Here is a 3273-nt window from a genome sequence, read left to right on the forward strand (position 1 = left end):
ATTGAGAAATTCGAATTTTCGGCGAATGTCGTCTTCACAGTATAACCAGATTGCTTGGGGTTATATGGTCAAGTGAAGAAGCGCATACGGTGGATGCCTTGGCAGTCAGAGGCGATGAAAGACGTGGTAGCCTGCGAAAAGCTTCGGGGAGTCGGCAAACAGACTTTGATCCGGAGATGTCTGAATGGGGGAACCCAGCCATCATAAGATGGTTATCTTGTACTGAATACATAGGTGCAAGAGGCGAACCAGGGGAACTGAAACATCTAAGTACCCTGAGGAAAAGAAATCAACCGAGATTCCCTTAGTAGTGGCGAGCGAACGGGGACTAGCCCTTAAGTGGCTTTGAGATTAGCGGAACGCTCTGGAAAGTGCGGCCATAGTGGGTGATAGCCCTGTACGCGAAAATCTCTTAGTCATGAAATCGAGTAGGACGGAGCACGAGAAACTTTGTCTGAATATGGGGGGACCATCCTCCAAGGCTAAATACTACTGACTGACCGATAGTGAACTAGTACCGTGAGGGAAAGGCGAAAAGAACCCCGGAGAGGGGAGTGAAATAGATCCTGAAACCGTATGCGTACAAGCAGTGGGAGCAGACTTTGTTCTGTGACTGCGTACCTTTTGTATAATGGGTCAGCGACTTATTTTCAGTGGCGAGCTTAACCGAATAGGGGAGGCGTAGCGAAAGCGAGTCTTAATAGGGCGTCTAGTCGCTGGGAATAGACCCGAAACCGGGCGATCTATCCATGGGCAGGTTGAAGGTTGGGTAACACTAACTGGAGGACCGAACCGACTACCGTTGAAAAGTTAGCGGATGACCTGTGGATCGGAGTGAAAGGCTAATCAAGCTCGGAGATAGCTGGTTCTCCTCGAAAGCTATTTAGGTAGCGCCTCATGTATCACTGTAGGGGGTAGAGCACTGTTTCGGCTAGGGGGTCATCCCGACTTACCAAACCGATGCAAACTCCGAATACCTACAAGTGCCGAGCATGGGAGACACACGGCGGGTGCTAACGTCCGTCGTGAAAAGGGAAACAACCCAGACCGTCAGCTAAGGTCCCAAAGTTATGGTTAAGTGGGAAACGATGTGGGAAGGCTTAGACAGCTAGGAGGTTGGCTTAGAAGCAGCCACCCTTTAAAGAAAGCGTAATAGCTCACTAGTCGAGTCGGCCTGCGCGGAAGATGTAACGGGGCTCAAACCATACACCGAAGCTACGGGTATCACCTTCGGGTGATGCGGTAGAGGAGCGTTCTGTAAGCCTGTGAAGGTGAGTTGAGAAGCTTGCTGGAGGTATCAGAAGTGCGAATGCTGACATGAGTAACGACAATGGGTGTGAAAAACACCCACGCCGAAAGACCAAGGTTTCCTGCGCAACGTTAATCGACGCAGGGTTAGTCGGTCCCTAAGGCGAGGCTGAAAAGCGTAGTCGATGGAAAACAGGTTAATATTCCTGTACTTCTGGTTATTGCGATGGAGGGACGGAGAAGGCTAGGCCAGCTTGGCGTTGGTTGTCCAAGTTTAAGGTGGTAGGCTGAGATCTTAGGTAAATCCGGGATCTTAAGGCCGAGAGCTGATGACGAGTGTTCTTTTAGAACACGAAGTGGTTGATGCCATGCTTCCAAGAAAAGCTTCTAAGCTTCAGGTAACCAGGAACCGTACCCCAAACCGACACAGGTGGTTGGGTAGAGAATACCAAGGCGCTTGAGAGAACTCGGGTGAAGGAACTAGGCAAAATGGCACCGTAACTTCGGGAGAAGGTGCGCCGGTGAGGGTGAAGGACTTGCTCCGTAAGCTCATGCCGGTCGAAGATACCAGGCCGCTGCGACTGTTTATTAAAAACACAGCACTCTGCAAACACGAAAGTGGACGTATAGGGTGTGACGCCTGCCCGGTGCCGGAAGGTTAATTGATGGGGTTAGCTAACGCGAAGCTCTTGATCGAAGCCCCGGTAAACGGCGGCCGTAACTATAACGGTCCTAAGGTAGCGAAATTCCTTGTCGGGTAAGTTCCGACCTGCACGAATGGCGTAACGATGGCGGCGCTGTCTCCACCCGAGACTCAGTGAAATTGAAATCGCTGTGAAGATGCAGTGTATCCGCGGCTAGACGGAAAGACCCCGTGAACCTTTACTATAGCTTTGCACTGGACTTTGAATTTGCTTGTGTAGGATAGGTGGGAGGCTTTGAAGCGTGGACGCCAGTTCGCGTGGAGCCATCCTTGAAATACCACCCTGGCAACTTTGAGGTTCTAACTCAGGTCCGTTATCCGGATCGAGGACAGTGTATGGTGGGTAGTTTGACTGGGGCGGTCTCCTCCTAAAGAGTAACGGAGGAGTACGAAGGTGCGCTCAGACCGGTCGGAAATCGGTCGTAGAGTATAAAGGCAAAAGCGCGCTTGACTGCGAGACAGACACGTCGAGCAGGTACGAAAGTAGGTCTTAGTGATCCGGTGGTTCTGTATGGAAGGGCCATCGCTCAACGGATAAAAGGTACTCCGGGGATAACAGGCTGATACCGCCCAAGAGTTCATATCGACGGCGGTGTTTGGCACCTCGATGTCGGCTCATCACATCCTGGGGCTGAAGCCGGTCCCAAGGGTATGGCTGTTCGCCATTTAAAGTGGTACGCGAGCTGGGTTTAGAACGTCGTGAGACAGTTCGGTCCCTATCTGCCGTGGACGTTTGAGATTTGAGAGGGGCTGCTCCTAGTACGAGAGGACCGGAGTGGACGAACCTCTGGTGTTCCGGTTGTCACGCCAGTGGCATTGCCGGGTAGCTATGTTCGGGAAAGATAACCGCTGAAAGCATCTAAGCGGGAAACTTGCCTCAAGATGAGATCTCACTGGAACCTTGAGTTCCCTGAAGGGCCGTCGAAGACTACGACGTTGATAGGTTGGGTGTGTAAGCGCTGTGAGGCGTTGAGCTAACCAATACTAATTGCCCGTGAGGCTTGACCATATAACACCCAAGCAATTTGCGTCGAAGAGACCAGATTGCGGTGTGTGAAGACGAAACGAACCGAAAGTTCGATGTTCACAAACACCGAAAGCTATCACATACCCAATTTGCTGAAGCGAGGCCATTTGGCCACGACTCAGTACCCGAATTTCTTGACGACCATAGAGCGTTGGAACCACCTGATCCCATCCCGAACTCAGCAGTGAAACGATGCATCGCCGATGGTAGTGTGGGGTTTCCCCATGTGAGAGTAGGTCATCGTCAAGATTAAATTCCGAAACCCCAATTGCGAAAGCAGTTGGGGTTTTGTTTT

2 rRNA genes are annotated in these 3273 nt (G+C 51.4%); both read left to right on the plus strand.

The window, feature by feature from the left end:
• Nucleotides 1-66 precede the first annotated feature (66 nt).
• A 23S ribosomal RNA gene (locus CKW14_RS29130) occupies nucleotides 67-2960 on the plus strand.
• A gap of 151 nt (nucleotides 2961-3111) precedes the next feature.
• Nucleotides 3112-3227: ribosomal RNA gene (gene rrf, locus CKW14_RS29135) — 5S ribosomal RNA — on the plus strand.
• Nucleotides 3228-3273: the final 46 nt, after the last annotated feature.

The sequence above is a fragment of the Pseudomonas sp. Irchel s3a12 genome (assembly GCF_900187485.1).
GTDB lineage: Bacteria > Pseudomonadota > Gammaproteobacteria > Pseudomonadales > Pseudomonadaceae > Aquipseudomonas > Aquipseudomonas neuropathica.